The 22,562-nt window shown below is 48.0% G+C and carries 18 protein-coding genes and 1 tRNA gene; 9 read left to right on the forward strand and 10 right to left on the reverse strand.

Translation table 11 applies throughout. The features are described 5' to 3' along the window. Positions 1–7: 7 nt before the first annotated feature. The gene (locus tag R3B84_05350) at positions 8–889 is read right to left on the reverse strand and encodes a glycosyltransferase family 2 protein (protein ID MEZ6139979.1); all 882 of its coding nucleotides are present in this window, start codon (positions 887–889) and stop codon (positions 8–10) included. Next, positions 890–1,912, reverse strand: coding sequence for a glycosyltransferase family 2 protein (locus R3B84_05355; protein MEZ6139980.1), 1,023 nt, complete (start codon positions 1,910–1,912; stop codon positions 890–892). 251 nt (positions 1,913–2,163) lie between these two features. Between R3B84_05355 and R3B84_05360 the strand changes: the two genes are divergently transcribed. Genes R3B84_05360 through R3B84_05370 form a run of 3 tightly spaced genes read left to right on the forward strand, consistent with a single transcriptional unit; the run spans position 2,164 to position 5,843 of the window. Beyond that, positions 2,164–2,466: a MazG nucleotide pyrophosphohydrolase domain-containing protein gene (locus R3B84_05360; protein MEZ6139981.1), complete on the forward strand. Its 303-nt coding sequence runs from the start codon at positions 2,164–2,166 to the stop codon at positions 2,464–2,466. Further along, entirely contained in the window at positions 2,463–4,901 is a 2,439-nt protein-coding gene (locus R3B84_05365; GenBank protein MEZ6139982.1) for a hypothetical protein, read from the forward strand. The genes R3B84_05360 and R3B84_05365 overlap by 4 nt, the downstream gene beginning before the upstream one ends. A gap of 6 nt (positions 4,902–4,907) precedes the next feature. After that, complete coding sequence (locus R3B84_05370; protein MEZ6139983.1) at positions 4,908–5,843, forward strand: ABC transporter ATP-binding protein; 936 nt, start codon at positions 4,908–4,910, stop codon at positions 5,841–5,843. 18 nt (positions 5,844–5,861) lie between these two features. On the opposite strand, the gene lhgO is transcribed toward R3B84_05370, so the two are convergent. From lhgO to R3B84_05385, 3 genes are all read right to left on the reverse strand, one after another. Further along, positions 5,862–7,085, reverse strand: coding sequence for an L-2-hydroxyglutarate oxidase (gene lhgO / locus R3B84_05375; protein MEZ6139984.1), 1,224 nt, complete (start codon positions 7,083–7,085; stop codon positions 5,862–5,864). 9 nt (positions 7,086–7,094) lie between these two features. Beyond that, positions 7,095–7,745 carry a dTDP-4-dehydrorhamnose 3,5-epimerase family protein gene (locus R3B84_05380; protein ID MEZ6139985.1) on the reverse strand — a complete coding sequence of 217 codons (651 nt, stop codon included), beginning with the start codon at positions 7,743–7,745 and terminating at the stop codon, positions 7,095–7,097. A gap of 63 nt (positions 7,746–7,808) precedes the next feature. Beyond that, a complete protein-coding gene (locus R3B84_05385) occupies positions 7,809–9,251 on the reverse strand; it encodes an aldehyde dehydrogenase family protein (protein ID MEZ6139986.1) in 1,443 nt (480 codons plus the stop codon). A 172-nt stretch (positions 9,252–9,423) separates the two neighbouring features. Between R3B84_05385 and R3B84_05390 the strand changes: the two genes are divergently transcribed. The 4 genes from R3B84_05390 to truA all read left to right on the forward strand — a co-directional run bounded on the left by R3B84_05390 (position 9,424) and on the right by truA (position 15,537). Continuing rightward, positions 9,424–12,438, forward strand: coding sequence for a M1 family aminopeptidase (locus tag R3B84_05390; protein MEZ6139987.1), 3,015 nt, complete (start codon positions 9,424–9,426; stop codon positions 12,436–12,438). A gap of 34 nt (positions 12,439–12,472) precedes the next feature. Next, positions 12,473–13,648 (forward strand): MFS transporter, encoded by a 1,176-nt coding sequence (locus R3B84_05395; protein MEZ6139988.1) that lies wholly within the window; start codon positions 12,473–12,475, stop codon positions 13,646–13,648. Between the two features lie 83 nt (positions 13,649–13,731). Next, positions 13,732–14,748 (forward strand): aspartate-semialdehyde dehydrogenase, encoded by a 1,017-nt coding sequence (locus R3B84_05400; GenBank protein ID MEZ6139989.1) that lies wholly within the window; start codon positions 13,732–13,734, stop codon positions 14,746–14,748. A gap of 15 nt (positions 14,749–14,763) precedes the next feature. After that, on the forward strand, positions 14,764–15,537 hold the full coding sequence (gene truA, locus R3B84_05405) for a tRNA pseudouridine(38-40) synthase TruA (GenBank protein ID MEZ6139990.1): 774 nt from the start codon (positions 14,764–14,766) through the stop codon (positions 15,535–15,537). An 8-nt stretch (positions 15,538–15,545) separates the two neighbouring features. On the opposite strand, the gene R3B84_05410 is transcribed toward truA, so the two are convergent. From R3B84_05410 to R3B84_05420, 3 genes are all read right to left on the reverse strand, one after another. Beyond that, positions 15,546–16,790 carry a PDZ domain-containing protein gene (locus R3B84_05410; GenBank protein ID MEZ6139991.1) on the reverse strand — a complete coding sequence of 415 codons (1,245 nt, stop codon included), beginning with the start codon at positions 16,788–16,790 and terminating at the stop codon, positions 15,546–15,548. A 49-nt stretch (positions 16,791–16,839) separates the two neighbouring features. Then, positions 16,840–17,823, reverse strand: coding sequence for a trypsin-like peptidase domain-containing protein (locus R3B84_05415; protein MEZ6139992.1), 984 nt, complete (start codon positions 17,821–17,823; stop codon positions 16,840–16,842). Positions 17,824–17,945: 122 nt separating this feature from the next. Beyond that, positions 17,946–18,911: an acetamidase/formamidase family protein gene (locus R3B84_05420; GenBank protein MEZ6139993.1), complete on the reverse strand. Its 966-nt coding sequence runs from the start codon at positions 18,909–18,911 to the stop codon at positions 17,946–17,948. A 105-nt stretch (positions 18,912–19,016) separates the two neighbouring features. Between R3B84_05420 and R3B84_05425 the strand changes: the two genes are divergently transcribed. Further along, a tRNA-Met gene (locus R3B84_05425) sits at positions 19,017–19,089 on the forward strand. Between the two features lie 70 nt (positions 19,090–19,159). Here R3B84_05425 and R3B84_05430 read toward each other — a convergent pair. Continuing rightward, positions 19,160–20,332, reverse strand: a complete 1,173-nt coding sequence (locus R3B84_05430) for a DUF1571 domain-containing protein (protein MEZ6139994.1) — start codon at positions 20,330–20,332, stop codon at positions 19,160–19,162. Between the two features lie 39 nt (positions 20,333–20,371). Between R3B84_05430 and R3B84_05435 the strand changes: the two genes are divergently transcribed. Beyond that, positions 20,372–21,664, forward strand: coding sequence for a sulfatase-like hydrolase/transferase (locus R3B84_05435; GenBank protein ID MEZ6139995.1), 1,293 nt, complete (start codon positions 20,372–20,374; stop codon positions 21,662–21,664). Here the strand turns inward: R3B84_05435 and R3B84_05440 are convergent, their stop codons facing one another. After that, positions 21,665–22,552 carry a DUF1559 domain-containing protein gene (locus R3B84_05440; protein MEZ6139996.1) on the reverse strand — a complete coding sequence of 296 codons (888 nt, stop codon included), beginning with the start codon at positions 22,550–22,552 and terminating at the stop codon, positions 21,665–21,667. Positions 22,553–22,562: the final 10 nt, after the last annotated feature.

Here is a 22,562-nt window from a genome sequence, read left to right on the forward strand (position 1 = left end):
GTGGGAATTAGTTGTCGAAACTGGTGTTACAGATCAATTCACGCCAGGCCTGCATTCGGCCACGCAGGAACGGGCGGAAATTTCCTTCGGACAATCGTCGGAATGATTTTCCAGCCAGCGTCATCAAGTGTGCCAACGCATGGCGACGTTTGTTCGGCACATTGCGCCACCAGACTCGCTCTTCATTCCGCGATTGTTGTTCTACCAGTTCAGGGCGTTCCTGATAACTGCCATGGACATGGTGCCATACCACGCTGTGTGGGGTAAAGAGCGTTTTCCATCCAGCATTGCGAATTCGCCACGACACATCAACATCTTCAAAGTAGGCCTGAAATAACTCTGGAAATCCCCCCACCAGACGTAACAGATCCGCACGGTAAAACGCAGATGATGCACTGGCGCCAAAAACAATTTCCCGTTGTAAGTTCTTTTCTTTCAGTAACTTGCGATGAAAGCGCTTACGAGCAAAACCGCCCAGGTGGTAGTGATCACCAGCACTGTCGATCTGAACTCGATCCTGCCTCGAGTTCCCACGAATCAAAACAAGCGGTGCGACACAGCCAATTGCAGGATCAGTGAATTCTGACAGAGCAGAATCAGCCCACCCTGGGGTGACAATCGTATCGTCGTTTAATAGTTCGATAATTGTGCCTTGTGCTGCACTAATGCCCCGATTCACCGCACCACAAAATCCAAGTGAGACCGCGTTACGCACAACTTGAACCGACGCAAACATCTTTGCAACACTGGAAATGATGCCATTTTTAGAGCCGTCATCCACAACGATGATCTCAGTTCCGTGGGGTGCGTAAGAGCAGACACTTTCCAGGCAGTCCTGCAAAAGATCGGCACGTCGATATGAGGGAATCACCACACTGAGAGGAACCACTCAACAATCCTCCCGACCGGGACACTGAGCCAATTCTAATGAAGATTTTTTAATCAACTGTTCGATTTGGAGCTGATCACCCACAAAGAACAGATTGGTGAGTTTTCCCATTAAACGAAAATAGCCTGCTAGTGGCTGAAATTTCAAGCTGGCTCGCACATAACGTACCGTCGATTCTGCCCAGATAATGGCCAGCAGCATCCAGAAACTGATCACCCACCAATGTTTGCTGGCATATCGGATCAAGCCATGACGCACGATCAAACGCAAAGGTGGAGGAACAGGTCGACGGTGCAGTGGTTTCAGGTGATATACTGCCAGTCCTGGTTCATAGCAAATATCCCACCCATACTCGCTGGCACGTTTGCAGAAATCGGTGTCTTCGTAATACAGAAAAAAGCGATCATCGCAGCCGCCGACTGATTGCCAACATTCTTTGCGGATCAGCATCCCACACCCCGAAACCCAGTTGGTAGGGGTTCGATTGCCACTGCTGATGCGATTTCCTTTACGCAAATGCCTTGGCAGCACCATTCGTGAGATGAGACTGCCAAGCGTGGGAAAGTTTCCTGTAGATGGCTGCACTTTGCCATCGAAATCCCGAAGTTGCAGACCAACGATGCCAATATTCGATTCTGATTCCAATTCTTTGCATAACTGAACGAGTGAATCGATAAATCCCGGCGTAACTTCTGTGTCTGGGTTTAACAGCAGCACCCAGTTACTGTTGGATCGTTGAATGATCTGATTGGCAGCCCAGGCGTAGCCACCGTTGACGCTGCTTTGGTAAACTGTGGCGTTAGTTGGCTCGATATCGATGAGGATTTTCTCATCTGGTGGAGGGGAGGCATTATCCAACACCAGCAATTCCGCATCTTCGCAGGCACCCAGTTGGTTCAACAGTTGTCCCACATGCCGCCATTGACAGTAGTTGATGATCCCCACCGTAACGTGAGGGGTGGCCACAGTCAGCGATTGGCCGGGGCGAAGATCGATTGATGGTTGTAGCAGTGCTGCCGGCATTGGGTTCCTTCCCGTCCGGAAAACGTTACCAATTCATTTGGCAACTTCCTATCCAAAGGATTGTACCGAAAGAGTTGTAAAGTTTGCAATAGCAATTCGTTTCAGGCGAGAACCCATGTCCAACCACAGGTTTCGGTGTGAACTAATAGCCAGTTTCAGACGTAGTTTCACGATTCACTTGCAATAGGCAGCTTTTCTGGGCCAATTGCTGCACAGCACCATAAAATTCTGTTTTTGCAGAACAGTCCTACATGAAGATTGTCGAATTTCAGCGGTTAATTGAAGATACCTTCGGTCACAAAGACCATGCACGTGGGGTTAGTGGGACATTCATGTGGCTGATGGAAGAAATCGGCGAACTCGCCGAAGCTTTGCGTGGGAACCACCCACGGGAATCTGTTGCTGCCGAATTTGCAGATGTGTTTGCGTGGCTGGCAACTCTGGCAAACATCGCCGAAGTTGATCTGCAGGCTGCAATTACTGCAAAATATGGTCAAGGGTGCCCAGCCTGCCAAACAATTCCGTGCGTATGTGGTTCCGGAGAAAAACCTTGATAAATACTCGTTTATTCATTGGAATCGCTGCCTTCTTTTTCTTCTGCCTTTCTCCACAGATCAGTTGGGGGCAGTTTCGGGAACGCGTTCAGTTAACGAATCTGAGAATTGGCTTTCAATCAGGGAATTCTCCCACAGGAATGGTTTTTCGTATTGGACAATGGGCCCCCGTCTCGGTTGACATCACCTGTCTGCGAGATACGGAAGAGCCGATTCTGATCACTGTTGGAACAATTGATGGTGAGGAAGCATTAACTTATGGCACCATTGAGCTGCCACCAATGACGAAAGGGCAGGTAATTTCAGCAAATGAGCTGACCAGACTGGCCTACCTGAAGCCTGGTGGAGAACAAGTCAGTGTTACAGCAAGCGTCACGGGCAAAAATAGTGGCACCAATTTTGGCTCTGGCATGAAAATTTCTGCCAGCCCTCAGCCGAATTTCCGTTACATTGTGGGTACCATTGGCTTCAGTGCTGCGGATGTTGTTTTCCCGACTTCTGGCGAAAGTACTACGGAAACAGTCCGGTCCCGCAATGGCTGGGTGGCTACTGCCTCACTCACCGAAGTGGGGCAACTTCCGGATCGCTGGTTCGGTTACGATGCGTTTGACGTGTTGGTAGTTGGTACGGGCAGTAATGCTGATTTCTGGCAGAAAATTGCCTTGCCTGAACATACTTTACGTCGACAGGCACTCGCCGAATGGGTGGCACGTGGGGGTAAAGTAGTCCTTTCCGTTGGCTCCCACCCGGAAAGGTTGTTTCAGATTCCTGAATTGGTGGGGATGTTACCAGTAACGATCAATCCCACCACCAGAAAGATGGTCAATACGCTTTCGTTGAACTGGGAAAACTCTACTGGCTTTCAGCGACAAGGTTTCCTGCAGACACCTGGGAAGCAATTTGGCATTGTTGAACTTGGTATAAAAAAGAGCGCTTTGGTCTCGCCATTGATTGTTTCGCTCAACGATAGCAGCCAGAAGTATGCCTATCAGGGAAGTTTCGGCTCTGGTAAAGTTTCGGTTATCGGTTTTGATCTTGATGGAGAAGCCTTTACTGCCTGCAAAGAATCTGAACGTCAGAAAGTATGGGAGAACGTGGTTCAGGAAGGCGGTGTCTTAATGCCTGACGTGGCGGAAACATCTGGTGCCTTCTCAGATAATTTTAATTTTGATGCTGCTTCACTCAATACCAATCTGGATTATTTCGAAAAGATTCCCACGATTTCATTCAGTTGGGTAGCTGGTCTGATTTTCCTGTTCATTTTGTTGATGGGTCCTGTTGAGTATCTGATTCTGAGGCGATTATTCAAGCGTATGGAGATCACCTGGATTACCATGCCTTTGTTGGTAGTGGTTATCAGCGCCACTGTTTATCTAGTGGCCCGCACCAACAAAGGTGATCAGCTTCGGATTAATAAGATCGATCTGGTAGATATCGATCTGGTTCATCAGCGAGTTGAAGGCCAGACCTGGTTTACACTCTACAGTCCAGTCAAAAATAATTATTCAATTACCACCGAGCCAAATAATGGTCAGACAAACCAGTTCCAGTGGGTATTACCAGATACCGAGCAACAACTGAGTACCAATATCAATTGGTTTGCCCAGACCAGCCGAAGTGGTGCTGGGAACGGTATCTTAGCCAATGAGTACTACTACCATGTGGGCGACTATCAAGAAAATGGAGCCTCCACCAAAGTTTACGCGGATGAATTGCGCGATGTGCCTATCCAGGTCTGGTCGACAAAAGGCTTTACAAGCCGCTGGAATGGCCGAATAGACAGCAATAAACCACTCATCACAGCAGATCTTCACCATACCGCGGATCCAAATGTAATTGCAGGTAGCATCACCAGCAATTTACCAACTCATCAGTATTCCGAAGTTGCGTTGCTCTGGAATGATGTGGTTTACGATCTGAGTTCGTTACCATTCGGGGTCCCACAACAGATCGTGCTTAATGGAAGTTCGACAAACCAGGTAAGAGTATGGCTGAATTCGGTTGATCGTTATCCCGAATTAGCAAGTAAAGTACGCCAGGGGTCCAATCCCAACGACAATGGATTGTTGAATCGAAAAGTGACCCCGATGGACCCCAGCAACCGGCTTTGGTCGGTATTGTTTGCTGATGCTTCCAAAAGCAGGACTTCCAAGTGGGAAGAGCGGATCAGAAATGCCAATCTTCGACATTTGGATCAATCCTGGCGGATCGGCAAGAACCACAAGGAATCGGCGGTGTTGGTGCTGCGAATCCCAAATCAGCTGCTGCAGGAAACCGACAATTTGCTCTCTGCCGATGCACCATCCCGAGTGGTACTTCGCGAAATGCAGAATGGAGCATTGAGAGTGGTCGCAGAGCCACCAGAAGTTCGACAGGAAACGTACATTCGTGTGTTTATTCCAATTCAACCACGAACGCAACAAACGGCCGAGTAACCACAAATGATTGAAACCAACGACTTAACAAAAAAATATGGTGATTTGTTTGCTCTGGAACGATTGACTTTGCGTCTGGAACCAGGAGATGTCTATGGCTTTATTGGTCCCAACGGTGCGGGCAAAACCACCACGATGCGAATCCTGGCAACGCTACTGAACCCCAGTTGGGGTGAAGCCACTGTTTGTGGGTATTCCATTTACAATTCTTCGAAAGAGATCCGCCGAGCGATTGGGTACATGCCAGATTTCTTCGGTGTCTACGATGATATGAAAGTAACGGAGTATCTGGAGTTTTTTGCGGCAGCTTACCGCATCCAGGGGCCCGGCAGACGCGCCAAGGTGAATGAGGTACTGGATCTGGTTGATCTTGGGTACAAAAAAGACGCTCTGGTTACCAGTCTTTCGCGTGGGATGACTCAACGGTTGGGATTGGCCCGTGTGTTACTGCACGAACCACAGGTGTTGCTGTTGGATGAGCCTGCGAGCGGTCTGGACCCACGTGCCCGGATCGAGATGCGTGAACTACTGAAAGAACTGCGGAACATGAAGAAAACCATCATGGTTTCCAGCCATATTCTGCCGGAACTTTCCGATATCTGTAATAAAATCGGCATTATTGAACGTGGGAAACTGCTGTTCAATGGCGATGTGGAAAGCGCTATTGCTCAGGTGCGGCCCAAGTTAATCTACCTGATATCGGTGGGTGCCCAGAATAACGAACGAGCGGCGAAAGTGATTTCTGGAATGGCATTTGTAGAATCTGTTGAACTGATCAAAGATGGTTCCATCATCAAAACCATTCTGAAAGAAGGGGTGAAGGAAGGGTTTGAGATTCCCACAGCATTGATCGCTGAAAAATTTACGTTACAGATGTTCAAAGAAGAAGATGTGAATCTGGAAAACGTCTTTATGGGAATTACCAAGGGGATTACCAATTAGCCTACAAAGCAGGTACATTTACAAAATCGGCAATTCCTGAAATGATAACCCCATTTCTCGGCATACTTGTTTTGCGATAGTGGCACCGATACTGATCGATGCTGTTGCTGCGGGAGATGGCGCATTCAGAACGTGGGTCATCTTCTTGCCGTTGATGATTCGAAAATCATCGATTAATTTTCCTTCATCATCGACCGCCTGAGCGCGGACACCAGCACCTGCGGGAATGATATCATGATAACGAACGGCAGGCACAAGTTTCTGTAAGGCACGGACAAACAAACGCTGGCTGAATGATCGAACTAACTCTGGGATACCTGTGTGCCAGTTTTTTGCGGCCATTTTCCAGAATCCCCGATATCGCAGCAAATCCCACATATCGCTGGCAGAGAAATTCTGTTTGCGATAGCCTTTGCGGGCAAAAGCCAGCACAGCATTTGGTCCAGCTTCAATTTCTCCAGATATTCGCCGGGTAAAATGCACACCCAGGAAGGGCAGTTTGGGATCAGGCACTGGGTAAATCAAATTCTTCACAAAGTGACGTGCACGGGGGGCTAGTTCGTAATACTCGCCCCGAAATGGAACGATCCGGACGCCCGGTTGCACGCCACATTTCTGTGCCACGCGATCAGAAAATAATCCCGCACAGTTTACCAGATATTTCGTAGAGATTTTTCCCCGGTTAGTTTCCACCTGCAAACCCAGTGGGGTGCTATCTGCGGCCATAAATGTAGTATTGAGTTGAATAGAGCCGTTTTTCTGCTTGATCAGATCTGCAAAAGTATCTGTTACTAGACGATAATCAACAATTCCGGTTTCCCCCACGTGGAGGCCAGCGATACCTGAAACAGATGGCTCAATTTCCAGAATTTGCTGCGGATTGAGGCGCCGTACCAGTTTCAGACCATTTGCCTGAGTTCGTTGATAAAGCATTTCCAGTGCGGCAAGCTCCTGCTCATGGGTGGCGACAATCAGTTTGCCACATTGTTCATGCGGAATGGCAAAGTTACGACAGAATCGGTACATCAATTCCCGACCCGTGGCGCTATTCAATGCCTTTTCGGATCCAGGTTTGTAGTAGACCCCGGCATGAATTACCCCGCTGTTGTGTCCCGTCTGGTGCTGCGCGATTTGTGGTTCTGCTTCAATCACATGAACCTGCAAGCCATTACCCACGGAAAGGTGTAGAGCTGTTGCCAGACCTACAATACCCGCCCCAACGACAACGACATCAGTATCCATCCAGACCTCTTAACACGTGGTGGGTGGCATCGGATAGGTAAATTGCTGGGCAGTGCTTTGCGTGGTCCATTGCTGCAACGTCCAGCCATTGCGGTCTTTTTCCGTCAGTTTGTCCGAAGTGTGGCAAACTTCCTGATAAATCGAATGCAACGCAGGCTCGCACCAAGTCCAATCAAGATCATTGGCAAGTGGGCTGATGCAGCCTTCACACCCAGGACTATATTCACTGGTACAAAGATATTCGATCATCGAATCCTGTGGAAACAGTGCACCGTGGGCAAATCCGGGTGGAATCCAGATCCACTCGGAATAATCTCGTTCGGGACTGTTTGGCATATCACAGCCGATGATTTTGCCGAAATTGGGTGAATTGAGTCTGATATCCAGAATAAAATCAAGCAAGTGACCAAAAATTGGTCGAACTAATTTCCCTTGAAATGGATTCCATTGAAAATGGAGCCCACGTACGGTGCCTGCCAGTGAAAAACTCTCATTAATTTGTGGGAACTGGTAGCCGCGGAGTATTTCGAGGGGGGCTTGATTAACCAGATCGCTGGCCTTCATATTTTCCGTGAAATACCCACGGTGGTCGCGGAATCGAGCGAAACGGATCAGGTGGATTTCAGGCAGGGCAAGCGGAATCACTTCCAAAATTTTCATAGTTCTGTTCAGCAGCAGGATGACATTTGCAAAGTGTTTAAGTAGCGGTTTTCCCCTTCTGTGTCATTTTTTCTTTGGTTTCATTTGTAAGACGCCACGAATGAGACGCACCAGTCCACGCACTCTTGCAAATAGCCCACGAGCGTAACTCCATTGCAACATGCCATTTAGGATCATACTAGTGGCTTCGGACCGATCAAGATCGTAGTGGGGGCGAAATTTTCCTTTTACCTTCACGGTTACTTGCGGAGTAGTCATGGCCAACAGACCTTCCGGACCCTGGGTCACCCCCCAGCCACTGGCACCTCGAGCGGGAAATGGTGTCGCAGGGTGGGCTGTGGCATTGATGACATCGTTGTAAATCACTGTTCCAGTCTGCAATTGGCTCACAATTGCTTGATTGTTCTCAGCTTCCGGATGCGCAGAAAATACGCAAGTGCTTAAATTGTAACTGGTTGCGTGAAATAGTCCGGGGATATCTTCAAGTTGTTCATATTTCAGGATCGCTGCCACCGGGCCAAATGCAGGTTCTTGACAAACCTGCATTTTTGGTGTGGCATGAAATATCAGGCTGGGACGTACCTCTTGCGGGTCTGATTCTACGTATCCAGGAAATATCTCCCCACCTTGGGTGTGAGCATTCTCTAATAAATCTTTAATCTTTGTAGCCTGTTCCATCGTTTGCAAATGACATATTGGCAAATTTTGCATTTCTTCTTGAATTGCTTTCTGAAACGGTTCGAACAGATTACTGGGAACCAGCACCCTGCGGATGGCGATGCAGGTCTGGCTGTGATTGAGCAGCATGCTATACCGAATTGCTTGTACAACCATTGGGATGTCGGCATCGGGCATGATGATCAGACAATCGCACCCCGATAATTCCAAAGTGGAAGGGATGAGCCGAGGTGCGAGTTCCCTTGCAATTAATTTACCCACATGGTGGGAACCAGTGAATACCAGATAATCCAGTTCTTGATCCAGCAAAGTCTTCCCAGCTTCCCTTGTCGCGGGAAACATAGTTAGCATTTGCTCTGAAATCCCCACCTGCAACAGAAATTCCATCAGCATTTTGGCGGTTTCAGGTGCCTGTTCTGAAGGTTTCCACAGAACTCGATTTCCTGCCACCAGTGCCTGAAGAATTGGTACCAGATTCAGAAAAATGGGGTAATTCCAGGTGCCAATGATGCCAACTGTTCCCCACGGTCGCCTGCAAATTGTGGTGCGTGTGCCCATCAACCAAAGCGGGCCGCGACCTAACTTCTTATCCCGCAATAGTTTCGTAGCATTTTTCTCCAGAAAATGGATCGCACCGATTGATGGAAGGATATCTGTTGCCAGAACTTCCACGGGATGCCGATTCAACTCGCGTTCGATGCACGTTGTAAGCTGGTGGTGTTCTTGCAGGAGTGAATTTCGCAAAGATGAGAGCCATTTCATTCTTTCAGCGAGTGGGGGAGGTTTGAGAATTTTACCGGTTCCCTGAGTAGTTAGAAAATCTGACATTTGTAGAGGAATATAGTTAAACAATCAAAAGAATGTCTGCGTGCAGCTGTTTCCGCTTCACTGGTATACCTATTTTTGCCAATTAGGACGAATTTTCCAATTAATTGGCCTCTTCAGTAATGATTTTTTCGGCTATTACCGATTTTATCAGAGGGAAGCTTCAGGTGGATGCATGCGAATCGTTGGCATAGTCTGTTTATTTGCGACGTTGCCAATTTCAGGCGCGGATTTGCAACCACCCAAATGGTTACCAAAATACCAGTTGGCAATCAACCTGGACGTTGCTGGGCACCGCGCCTACGTTGCTCAACAGGTTTCATGGACAAATCGCACAGGAAAGCCACTTTCTGAAATTGTTTTCAATGTGCATTCTCATTTTGCCCCACCAAAATCGGAAGAGGCGTATCGACAGTTTGGTAGGTTGCTGGAAATTGTTCGGGTGCCTGGCAAAGAAGCAATTTTCAAAGAGCCTGCATTCCAATTAAGCAAAGTTGAACGAATCAATGTGGTTGACGATCAGACCACTCGTAAAGAGCTAAAGCACCAGTGGAATGAGCAACTCGCTACTGCACTCATGGTGGCACTGGATGAGCCACTGCCCGATGGGCAGACAGTCATTTTGTCGTTAGAATATCAGATCGAATTGCCACAGAAGAAAGGGCGTTGGGGACAATGGGATGGAGTTACCTATCTCAGTAACTGGCATCCAGTCGTAGCAAAATATCTGGAAGAAGGTGGTTGGGCCCCCACGCCATTTATTCCTTGGCACCAACCTTTTTATAACGAAGCGGGCGAATTCACGGTTCAAATTCAGTTGCCAGAAAATGAAAAAGTCGCTTGCACTGGCTCGATCGCCAACGAAGTGAGTACAGTTGATGGCAAGCTGGTTTCGATTGGGCCGGTGGTAGCACGCGACTTTTCCTTCATGACTTCCGCACGTTATCAGGAATTCCGCACGGAAGCCGACAACGCAGGCAAAAAGGTAGTAGTGAAGTGCCTTGCATTCCCAGAACACGAACATTACGCAAATGTATTGGTTGGTCAGGCGGCAAAAGCCCTGGAGGCTTATGCACGTTGGATCGGTCCCTATCCCTATGCAGAACTGACCATTGCAGAAACTTTTTTTGGCTGGAATGGTAATGAGTGCTGTGGTCTGATTATGATTGATGAGCGGGTGTTTACCATGCCCAAGCTTGCAGAAAAGTATGTGCAATACCTGATTTCTCACGAAACCTGCCACCAGTGGTTCTACAACGTCATCGGTACGGATGGTTATCGGGAAACATTCATGGATGAAGCGATGGTGACTTTTCTTGCGCACCGCTTTCTTGATGAACTCGAAGGGAAAAACAACGAACTGTTGAATTATCCACAGGAAATCTTCTTTCTGCCAGGAATTAAACGGGAAAACTACCGTTATACCCAGTTTTACAACGTCCACCGTAATGGTGGGTTGCAGCCTGCGGTGCAGCAGATGGAAAAATACGGCAACGTGGTGGGGCTGTTTGCCTCAGTCTATGATCGTGGTTCAAAAATCATGATGATGATTGAAGAACGAATCGGCAAAATGGCATTTAATGAATTGTTGCGGCGGATTTACAAAAAGTACTACTTTCAGACGATTACAGTTGCTCAGTTCCAAAAAGAGCTCGAGGAATACACTGGAAGATCGTGGAAGAATTTCTTCGCTGAATGGCTGACTACGGCCGGTGTTACCGACTGGGCGGTCGACCAGGTTCAAGTGAATCAGGCAGCAGATCAACCGGAAAATGGACCAGTAACAGTGACAGTGGAATTGTCGCAACGTGCTGAAATTACGGAAGATACGATTCTTGGAATTAGTTTTGATGACGAAACATATCCCCTCAAAGTGCCAATTCGTATTCCCCAGCAGTATCGAACATTTTCTGATGGAAGCGGGCAAGCTGTCGTTGGTGAAGAAGTTAAGCAACCTGGTATTGAATTTCTGGACAAGAAACGGGTTCGCATTGAGTTGGAACTGCCACAAAAGCCGGCCCAGATCATGGTGGATCCTGATCTCATTGTGCCAGATGCCGATCCTGTGAATAATCGCTGGCACACCCCCGTTGCAAATCGCCCACGGCCGATTACAACGTTTCTTGATGAAAGTGCTTTAACAAATGATTATGACAAATGGAATCTGATTTACGGTCCATGGTTATTTGGCACTCCCTACGGCGAAAGTTGGTTTACTCGTTCTTCCGTTGTGGGGGTGCGTGGCAGTGCCTATAAGCTGGAAGAGTTCAAAGGTGGAATCTATACTGGTTATCGCCCGAATTTTGGTGATTTAGCAATTGGCGTAGATGGCCAGTTGCTCCACCAGCCTTGGCCGAAAAGTGAAATTGGCTTTTTTGCTGAAAAATCCTTAACAAGATTTCTTGCTCGTGAAGAATTTCGGCCGGATCGTGCAGCTGTGTGGCTTCGTCAAAACATCGAACAGACATCCAGTCTTTACCTGTACCCACGGGAGTTTGTCGATATTTATGCCGCTTATCAGAACGATTTTCTTCCTCCACCTCGGAATCCAAATATGTCGGGTGTAGCGGTGGACCCATTGACCACAGTGGGGCTGCATTACCGCAAAGAAACATTGATGCCCTACTGGAACCCCGACGATGGCTACTCCATTGATGGCAATGTTGCGATGGGATTACCGCTATTCGGTGAAAATCGTGTTTCTGGACTGGCGTGGGGTCAGGCAAACGTGGTGGTGTCACCATTTGATGGTATTTCCTGGTGGGAAGATGTGAAAGTCGCTGCAAAAGTTTTTGGCGGCGTAGCATTCCCTCAGAATGGGCGATTTTTTTCGTTAGGTGGGAATGTCCTGTTTCGCGGTTACGACAACTCGGAACGGCAAGGCAGCAGTATGTGGTTAGGCAGTGTAGAAGTGCGACTGCCAGTGGTGCCCCGACTGAACTGGAATATCGTAGACAATGTGGTGCGTGTCGAAAGTATTTATGTGGCACCGTTTTACGATATTGGCGACATTTATGTCGATGGTCATTCAATGGGGCCAGTCGCCCATGCTGCAGGCCTCAGTTTTCAATTTAATGTCGAGTTTTTCAGTTTTCTGGAACGTGGCACACTGAAGCTGGATGTTGCCCGCGCATTTCAGTCGATTGACAATGCTACCCAGTTCTGGGTCACCATTCTGGTTCCTTACTGACATTGGCTGATGCCATCTTTCCTATGTTAACATCATGCGAACCTTTCGATCGTTCAAACATTCGAATTATCGTCTATATTTTGCTGGGCAAACTCTGTCGCTGATTGGTTCGTGGACCCAGATGACCGCTCTGATGTCTCTGGCGTACGAACAGACCCACCTTGCACGATGGTCCGGCTTCTTGATTATTGCCCAGATTGGTCCCACTGTGCTATTTGGGGTTCTGGGTGGCAAAATTGCCGATCGCTTTCCTCAACGCCTTGTGATTGCGATTACGCAGATCATTTTTGCCGCAGTGGCATTGTTGTTACTGATTTGTTACCTGCAAAATCTGTTGACTGTCCAAATGATGCTGGTGGCGATGTTGATTCATGGGGTTGCGCAAGCGGTCGATTTACCGACCAGACTGGCATTGGTCCCACGTCTGGTTCATCGCGACGATCTGATTAACGCCATCTCGCTCAATTCGCTGATGTTCAATGCCTCGCGTGCTCTGGGGCCTGCAATTGCGGGAATCCTGATCACCACTATCGGTTTCAGTGCCTGTTTTGTCTTCAATTTTGCCAGTTATCTGGCGGTACTGCTTGCAATTTCATTAATGAGATTTTCTCATGAAGCACCTCCTTTGGTTGATAACCGTGAATTTCCTGTCGCAGCCGGTGTCATCCCCACCCAGATCAAGTGGTTGATTGTAGTTGCTGGCCTGGTAGCTGTTTCTGGCTGGCCGATTCTTGCATTACTGCCCGCATATGCAGACCGTGTGCTCCAGGGTGGGCAGGAACTGTATTCTCAACTACTCAGTTGCGTCGGAGTAGGGGCACTTGTTGCCGCACTGGTAACTGCATCCTTCGGAAATGAGGCCCGCCGCCGAAAGATTCTGCAGATTGGTTTGGTTTTTGTTGCTTTTGGTCTGCTTTGGCTCTGTTTTTCCAAAACGATGGTGCTCGCCTGTTTCGGGTGTATGATTCTGGGATTCGGGATGATTCTGTTTTTTTCAACAGGACAATCTGCCGTTCATTTGAGCGTTGACCAGCACCACCGTGGGAGGGTGATGGGCTGGTGGGCATCCGTGATGAGTGCCGGTGTACCGGTTGGGAATCTTCTGTTTGCACCGATTGCAGATACTCTCAGCGTTCCGTTGGTCATTGGATTACAGGCAGCAATGGTGACTGTTACTCTGGGAATTACTTATTTTCGCAGGATTCCCTAAATTTTGTTCCCCCACCTGAACATCGCACGTTTAGAATTATTCTCTATAAAAATTGGTTAGTTTTCAAAATTAGAGGATTTCACGTGGCAGTCCGATTGGCGGTGGTGGGTGCAACTGGTGCAGTGGGTGAACTGATACGTTCCGTTATTCTGGAATACCAGATTCCATTTGAATCGATCATATTTCTTGCTTCTGCTCGAAGTGCAGGTAAATCGATCGAATGGAATGGCAAAACATATCATATCGAACCGATTTCACCAGAAAAGTTTCGCGATGTCAATCTGGTACTTTCCAGCACCCCCAGTTCGGTCAGCAAAGAATTCAGCCCTGTTGCTGCCGCCGCAGGCGCAATTGTTGTCGATAATTCTTCTGCCTGGCGCATGGATCCCCAGGTGCCATTGGTGGTGCCTGAAGTAAACTCCCACGAACTCGCAAATATCCCAAAGCGAATTATTGCTAACCCGAACTGCGTTGCAATTCCACTGACGGTTGCCTTAAATCCGCTGCGAGCGATCGCTCCAATCCAACGGGTGGTAGTTTCTACTTATCAGTCTTCTTCCGGGAAAGGTGCGAAAGGTTTGGCTGATTTTGAAGCTCAAGTGGAACCATGGGCTCAAAACCAGCCAGTGCCGGCTCCCACGTCTCATAAAGCACAATTAGCGGGCAATGTGATTACCTTGGATTGGACTTTGGATGCCAATGGATATACCGAAGAGGAAAACAAGGTCATCGCAGAAACCTGTAAGATCCTAAATCAACCCGAACTGAAAATCTCACCTACCTGCGTGCGGGTGCCGGTGAAAATCAGCCACAGTATTTCTGCCAATGTTGAATTTTCTACTCCTGTCTCAGCGGAAAAAGCGAAGGAAATTTTGGCTGCTGCCCCAGGTGTGGTGCTGTTGGATGAATGGCGGGGCGAATTTCCTCAACCACTTCTGGCAACCGGAAGTGATGCCACATTTGTGGGCCGGGTGCGACATGACCCAGGCAATCCCAATGCACTGAATCTCTGGATCGTAGCCGATAATCTGCGGAAAGGTGCTGCCAGCAATGCTGTGCAGATTGCCAAAAAACTCATTCAGATGGGCCTTGTGGGCTGATATCGCCTGATTTCAATGCATAAATACAAGTTATCAATCAGCTACGATGGCACAGATTTTCATGGTTGGCAGTCACAGCCAGATCACCGAACGGTTCAGGATCAATTAGAAACGGCGATAACTAAATTACTCGGCCACCGCCCCCACATGGTAGGAAGCGGGCGAACTGATGCAGGAGTGCATGCCCTTGGTCAAGTGGCGCATTTTCAGACATCCCTTAAACTATTGCCTGAGGTCGTCTTAAAAGTATTCCGGTTTAACTTGCCGGACGATGTGGTTGTATGGGATTGTGTTGAAGTGCCGTTGAGTTTTCACGCAATCAAGGATGCAGTATCGAAGCGTTACCGATATGTCATCCAGGATGGGGATATCCGCAACCCATTTACTCGCAATCACTGCACCCGCGTGCGTACTGTTCTTGATATTGAATTAATGAGAAAAGCATTAAAGGCGATCCTTGGCACGCACGATTTTCGTTGTTTTGAAACGAATTGGCCTAATCGTACCAGCAGCGTACGCACCATTATCGACGTGGCGGTGGAACGAGTTAATAATCTTGTACATATCGAGGTGGAAGCGGATGGCTTTCTCTATAACATGGTGCGTGCCATTGCAGGAACATTGATTCGAATTGGCAGAAAATTCTGGCCGGTGAACGCCATGGAAGAAATAGTCATCAGTATGGACCGAAATAAAGCGGGCCCCACAGCGCCAGCTACAGGATTATTTCTTCTGTATGTGAAATACCCGGAACAGAATTTGGAAACAGTTAGTCAGTCACTAATTTGAGGTGGGGACTACTTCTTTGGAACGAGACGGGGTGTCGGGCCATCTTCTGTAGGTTGTTTTTCACCTGAAGGTAAACTGGCTTTCAATTTCATCGCTTCTTCCAGCGAGTTCTGAGCAGATTTTAATTTCTCCATGGCTGCAGTGCGGGCAGATTCGGCATCTTTTAATGCATTTTCTGCTGCCTTTACCGCTGCCTGAGCTTCAGCCACAGCCTCGTTTACGTAGGTGGTTTGACTCGATTTGATCATATCAGGCAACAATTTCTGCACTGTTTCAGAAGGAATGGCATACGATTCCGTCCTGCCGGCACGTGCGATGTTGATTCCAAGTACGTTGCCATCGAGATCTACCAACGGACCACCACAATCTTCGGGAGCAATCACAATGTCGTGTTGCAGAATGATTGGAAAGCCATTTCGACGTTCACTCAGTTTGCTACCCATTGAATTTTGGATATCACCCCGGCTTTTCCCTTTCGGCAGCAATTCTTTAGGTCGAGCACCCAAGGTTGCTTTCAACACCAGCACTTTGGTTTCGCGTTCGATGGTCAACTCGATGGTTTGCCCTGCTTTGGTGCCGAGCAGCGTATTAATAAGGCTCTCACCATTGGTAATTTTTGTGGCATCTACTTTCAAAATCACGTCGTTAGCTAATAATCCCGCTTTGGCGGCGGCAGAATCAGGAGTAACGCTCGAAATTTGAGCATTCGGTGCCTCAACATTAAGCTGAATTCCCAGAAAACCACTGTTTGCAGTAGGTGTCCGTCGCATCCCATAAGGTGGGGGTAGATCTCTGGTGGCAACGCTGATGACACCCACGCCAGCCGGTTTATCGCCATTACTGACAGCTGCAACCCAATTGCCTACCAGGCCCACTTCACTTTTGGCAAATTGAATGGGAACAATGTCTTTTGCTTTGATTTTGATTAATGCTAAGTCATAAATTTCATCTTTGGCAGTAACCAGGCCGGTAAGTTTTTCACCTTTGGCAGATATCACATTTAATTTAACCGCATCGCCAAGTTCGCTGGCTTTGGTAACCAGATAACCATCTTTGGTTACCGCAGTTGCCAGGGCAACATTTTTGTCATCAACCTGCAGACGATAAACGGAAACAGATGGATCTTTGACGACGGTCCGAAAAAGGTCGATGAATTTATCGTTCGATTTGACCGTAATTGGTGGGCCATCGGACTGTGCAAATAAGGCGGTTGTCCAACCAGCCATCAGCACCATGAGGATGATTTTTTTCATGGTTGCTCTCCTGATTTATAAGTTCGAAAAAGTACTTGTTAAAGACTCGTTATTCCGGGCGCTTGACTAATTTGGCAGTAAGTTCAATCTCTTTGCCTTCACGTAACACCAGAAACTTAGCAGATTGCCCGGGTCGTTTCTTTTTCAGGAGGTTAATCATGTCTTCGTAGAGTTTCACGGCAGCGCCATCGAATTTTAGAACAACATCACCTTGTTTTAAGCCTGCTTTTTCTGCGGGCGATTCTGGAGTAATTGCACCCAGGAGACATTTATCTTTCGAATCACCGCTGCGAACACCTAACCATGCCAGTGCTTCACCAATGGCGTCGCCGGCAACCAGTTCATCCCAGGTTTCTTTGAATGTTCCACATGGCACATGGATGTTATTGACAATACCACCACCAATCCGGCTGTGGATACCAATAATTTTTCCTTCCATGTTGAACAGCGGTCCGCCCGAATCGCCACCAACAAGTGTGCAATCGGTCTGAACGATAAACTTATTCACTGTTCCAATTCTTCCAACACGTACCACTGGGGAGCGACCTTTGCTGTAGCCACCTGGATGGCCCGTAGCGATACACCACTGACCCACTTTCACTGTATCGGGATCGGCCAGTTCAATAAATGGCCACTCGCCAGGAGTGGTTATTTTTGCCATGCCACTATCGATCTTTCGATTAATCCCCAGCGACACACCTTTGACTCGTTTACCGTCCGGCATCACAATGGTGATGTTCTTTCCCGGCTCTCCAGTGACGTGGGCTGCGGTCAAAATTAAACCATCTTTGGAAACAATTACCCCACTGCCACTACCCGATCCTACTTGCAGGCAGACAGTTGCAGGAATTACTTTTTTCAGAATAATCCTGGTCTGGTCCTGAAATGCTTTCAGATCAGAAATCGATTCTGGCAGACGATTCAGAACTGCGGGAGGTGGTGTGGGTATCGAAATCGTATTGATGTCATCGCCACGAACAGAACTGGCCGAGGTGAGTACCAGCACCAGTAAGGAAAATAAAATGCGTTTCATAATTCCCTCAAATAAACTTCACAGTTATTTTATTTGCGAAAACGGTGCCATTGCAAATGAACTTGTCACAAAATGGGTAACATTTTCACAAATTTAGTTGGAAATGTCCTTTCCGGGTGGGTTTACGCAGTCAGGTAGCGTTTAGGGATTTCCGCACCTGCAACGTAATTCAGTTTGCCGATCCGACACATCTGGTAAACATTGATCCGAAAATCCGGACAAGTACTTACCAGACAATAAGCATCAACTGGTCTGAACCCATAATCCTTTACTAACCATTCTATCAGAAACAAGGTTGCCTTTTCGACAGCAATTTCCAAAGGTCGGTAAGCAAATAAAGCGACGATCGATGCTTCTTTTTCTAACCGCATAAATGGAACTCGTGTTCCTGGATATTTCTCAATAGAGAGCACGACTCTGGAGTTAGTCTCTGCTGCAGTTCCTGTGAACTCGGTATCACCCTGGCTGGCATGAACATCTCCCAGAGAGAGCAGGGCACCAGCATGAAATACTGGTAGTATGATTCGATTTCCCGCAGCTACATCCCGCACATCGAGATTCCCGCCCCATTCTCCCTGTCCATCGTTGCTGGTCGTCACTTCTCGATCAGGTGCGACGCCGATTGTGCCTACAAACGGCGTGATCGGCCACGAAATAGTGGGGCTGAATGGCAGGCTGCCATCGGAATAAGTTCCGCTGGGCCCTTTCTGATGGCGAAATATTTTTGTGGTGTAGGATTTCGAGCAATCTGGAAATTTCTGCGAATCACCCAGCGGCCCTCGGCCAGGCCCCACAGCAACCCATGAAAAATCACCCACTTCAATGGAATGAATGGTGACTGCGATATTCTCACCTGACGAGACTCCTTCCACAAAGACTGGACCTGCAATAGGATTCACCAGTGGCGGGGTGCGGTCAAAACCAGGTCGCAAGCCAGGAATCGCCAAATCCGATTCGCTCTGAAAATAGCCCCCGCTGGCATCCCACGTTTCAATGAAGAATTTCTCACCAGGCGCTACGTGTAATTCTGGTGGTTCCCGCCAATCAAAAGCATATTTTTTGGTACGATCTCGGGTAATGCCCTGCATAAACACCTGTACAATAATTTGAGGATGCGATGGTCCGTTTTCTGGCGAACCTTTGCGGTTTAGCACTTGTCAATTACGGCATCTGGCTGTATGAAAATATTTCTTGGCGACGTAGCTCAGGGGTTAGAGCAGACGCTTCATAAGCGTCGGGTCACTGGTTCAAATCCAGTCGTCGCTATTATCACTTCTTTTGATTAAAAATTGCAAGTAATTCTTTTGCTGTTTGATCGGAATAGCTTTCATCAAATCTATTTCGAACGTCCCAAACCTATGGGATCGAAATCTTCATCACCAAACTTTCTCGGTTTTACATTTTTAAACCAGTAGTATTCGACTTCCCTTCCATTGCGATCAACTGCATAAATCAGCACAGGAAAATCGATGGAATCACTTCCTTGAAGTTGATCAAAGAGAATTGTTCGTTTCCCACCCTGCGGCAATAATGGCTCTTCACCCGGAAAAATCAGCTCTTCAACACCCACCAACCCCTGACGCTGTTCCACACGGCTGACAGGTCCGATATAACGATATTTCTGTTGCCACTGGGGATCTGCATTCTCGCGAGACAGTTTTGCCTGCATCGTCGCAATTGTCCGCCCGAGTGCACTGAAGCGAAAATCATACCGGGCATTCTTTTGAATTCGGGGATCATCTGGCGATAGCCGTGTTTTTTTGCCAGCAGGGATCAACAAGCCTTCGCCTCTGCCCGTCATCAGGTGTACCTGGGCGTTGGGACTTTCTGAAAATAGCAACTCCCGCCCTTGATATTCCAGCCCGATCCACTTCATGGCAATACTTTTTGGAGTCCGTCTGTAGCGGTATTGAATGACTTCTTCTGGTCGGGATTCGCCATGCACCACTTCTCTTCTTGTGAGAATTGTCTCATATGCTTCCAGCTTTTCGTGTCTGACTGATGCCCGCTGTACCAAAGTGTGCACTTCCTTACCCACAGAAACAGTATTGGGCTCTTCACGAAGTGGGTTGACCTTGCCTGCATCAAAACCTGTTTGAACTACCTTTTCAGGTTCTTTCGCACGAATTTCGTATCCATTCTGATCTTCAGATGATCCTTTGACAATAGTTGTGGCTGCTCTACTGTCCCACCGTGGGATATCCATGGCAGGTGGTGGGGGAATCATGGCGACGGGATTGTCCATACTGCCAGAAGGATTCGATGTAAAGTCCTGCGAAGTCTTTGGTTGTGGCAATTCCACCTGTGGCAGCGGGGCCTGTTTCGTCGTGCGTTTCCACCACGACAGGCAACCGGTGCTGCCAAGGAGCAGCACAACAAGCAACGATTTCAACAGGATTGGATACATCCGGAACCGCTTCCATGCGGGTTTCAGCAACCGCTGGAATAAATCGAAGTGGTAAAAAATACAACCCCACTTCCTGGCTGGTTGCGAAGTTGCTTGTAGCATGTTAAACTCGTCCCTATATATTTCATCCGAGAACGATTGATGTCAATCCGCTTGTTGCTGGTACTTTTATTTTTTTGTCACCCTGCACTGAATGCAGAAAAGCCAAACATTGTGCTGATCATGGCTGATGACTTGGGGTATGAATGTTTAGGTGTGAATGGTGGTGAATACCGAACACCGAACCTGGATCAACTGGCAAAAAGTGGCAACAGGTACACGAATTGCCATGTGCAACCGTTATGTACTCCTACCAGAGTGCAATTGATGACCGGATTGTGGAACGTGCGTAACTATCGACAGTTTGGCTACTTAGATCCGAAATCGACAACGTTTGCACACCACTTTCAGAAAAATGGCTATCGCACGGCGATTGCGGGTAAGTGGCAATTAGGGCAGGGGAAGGATCTTCCACAAAAACTGGGTTTTGAAGAGTCCTATCTTTGGCAACACACCCGCAGACCGCCACGTTACGCTAATCCAGGTCTCGAATGGAATGGAAAAGCACTGGATTTTTCTAATGGCGAGTACGGCCCTGATCTGATCAATAAATTTGCCTGCGATTTCGTTCGATCGAGTAAAGACAAACCATTTATGCTCTATTACCCAATGGTACTGACCCATGACCCTTTTCAACCCACCCCCGATTCGCCTAAGTGGGATCCAAAAGCGGTGGGAGAAAGTGTTAATCGAAATGTGAAAAACTTTTCATACATGGTTTCCTACATGGACAAATTGGTGGGTAATCTGGTGAAATCAATCAAAGAGACTGGCAAAGAAAAAAACACGCTGATCATCTTCATTGGTGATAATGGTACCCACCCGACAATAACGACAATGTTCAATGGCAAGCCCTATCAAGGTGGCAAAGGAAAAGGCACAGCCGCTGGAACACATGTGCCGTGCGTCGTATCCTGGCCAGGCGTTATCGCGTCGGGAGTTCAGGATCAGATTGTTTGTAGTTGCGACTTCTTTCCCACGATGTTGGAAATTGCCGGGCTGAAAGTTCCTGAAGGCCTCGACGGGATGAGTTTTGCACACCAGTTAATTGGAAAGCCGGGAAAAGACCGCACCTGGTGGTACTGTTGGTACGCACGGAACGGTGGCAAGAATGCCCAGGTAGAGTTTGTGGGCACGAAAGACTACAAAGTTTATCAGGATGGTAGGCTTTTTAGGCTGAAATCCGATCCGCTGGAGCAGAATGCAATCAAAGACAATGAGTTAACCACAGCTGAAAAAGCGATCAAAATGCAGTTAGCTGGGCAACTTGAACAATATCGCAATGCACGGCCGGAAGAAATAACCAAGCCGCTTCCGAAGATGAAGAAAAATTAATTAATCTAACGTCAGCACTTGGCCATCGTTGATGACACACGCACGGAAGAATTCGGTGGGATTAATGCTGCCACGGATAAATCGTACAGAGCCATCAGCAAAAGCGAAATTGGCACCACCCGTGTGAGAAGATCCAAACCTGCGTGACCAGAAGGTTGCAGCAGAAGAATTCGGGTGCAAGGAGTCTGCTTGCAGGCCACCTTGATTCCCTGCCCAGTCCGTGGAGCCAAAGCGGACAACGCACTCATCCCAGCCAGCGTTGTTGTAACGTTCGTTATCGCCACCAGCAGTACCGAGTGTTGTCGGGTGGACTTGTTTTTCACCAACATAAATTGTGTTGGAAGTGCCGTCAATGACATCGGCCATCCTGCGAAACTGATTCACTGCAAGGTCAACAGGGTTGGAAGTGCTTGTACTAGACCATTGACGCACCATCATCCCATCGCGTCCGATGTTGCCAAAGGTGCTACCGCCGTTACCGGCGTAGTCATTTCGTGTGGTACCCGAATAAGCGGTAGGCCTACGACGAGACGGGCAGAAATAGGTTTTGATCGGGGTGGCGGCCACGATTGAATCGCTGGGATTATCGTAAACGTTCTGTTGTTCAATGTAAGGCAGCAGGTAATATGCCCAGCTCCAGCCAACACGGGTGGTCGCATTACAACAGGTGATGTTTGGGCCATCAGAACCTGCATGGGGGAAATAGCTGTTGGCATCGTGAAATGCATGACCAGCAATCCCAATCTGTTTCAGGTTATTCTGGCATTGTGTACGGTTGGCTGCTTCCCGCACTTTTTGCACGGCAGGCAGCAATAAGCCAATCAGAATGGCGATGATGGCAATTACCACCAATAATTCGATCAGTGTAAAACCATTTCTCTTGTTCATTTCAGATCCT

The organism is Zavarzinella sp., assembly GCA_041399155.1.
Classification (GTDB): Bacteria; Planctomycetota; Planctomycetia; order Gemmatales; family Gemmataceae; genus JAWKTI01.